Source organism: Polaromonas sp. P3_C2, assembly GCF_056402675.1.
Genome location: NZ_JBFUGX010001188.1, coordinates 1 through 680, shown reverse-complemented (window position 1 = coordinate 680; position 680 = coordinate 1). Strand labels below are relative to the sequence as shown.

The 680-nt window shown below is 49.9% G+C and carries 1 protein-coding gene; it reads left to right on the top strand.

The window, feature by feature from the left end; all coding sequences use genetic code 11:
* The first annotated feature begins 159 nt into the window (after positions 1 to 159).
* On the top strand, positions 160 to 447 hold the full coding sequence (locus tag AC1DWI_RS25495; RefSeq protein WP_477701287.1) for a hypothetical protein: 288 nt from the start codon (positions 160 to 162) through the stop codon (positions 445 to 447).
* Positions 448 to 680: the final 233 nt, after the last annotated feature.

Genomic DNA, 680 nt, shown 5'->3' with positions numbered 1-680 from the left:
GTTTTAATGGCCGCTCTGGCCTGGGGGAATTAGATGAATATCAGTAATCTTATTAACATTAGGTGGATTAGCTGGGGACTCTGCCTCGTTATGTTTCGCATATACCGAGAAGATTCATATCCCCTGTCACTGTATTTGGCCTTGAGCTTGCCGGTTCTCTTGACCGCAGCCCATCTTGTATTTTCAGTATTCGAATCGACAAAAGACGAATTTGTGAAAACGTCGATTGAATTCTTGTGGATGATGGGCTTCGCTACTTTACTTGGTGCGGCAGCAATTTATTCCGACGCAGATTTTGTGAACAGAGGCGTGCGTTATGACGTCAATGGTTTTTGGCCACTTGTTCAAGCTAGCGTGCTGCTGGGTGCTGTAACGTTGGTCTGCTTGGTGATTCGCAGGTTTCTAAATAATCGAGTCATTAAGCCCGGACATTCAAGGTTCCGTTAGAGGCCACTATGGCCTCCGAACCCGATCTATAGGCGATCCCATAGGTAGACCGAAGCCAGTATCCGGACAGGTGCGTGAAAGGAAACCTCTCGCGCATGAATGATGTTTAACGTTGGAGGTAAGCGGCAGAACCCGGTGCCACGGGGGGCTGTCCGCTTGACCGAATGGTTAGACCGCATTCTGGCCGAGTATGCGTCGGACTTCTGCGAGAACAAGGCCGCGCCAGCCAGGAA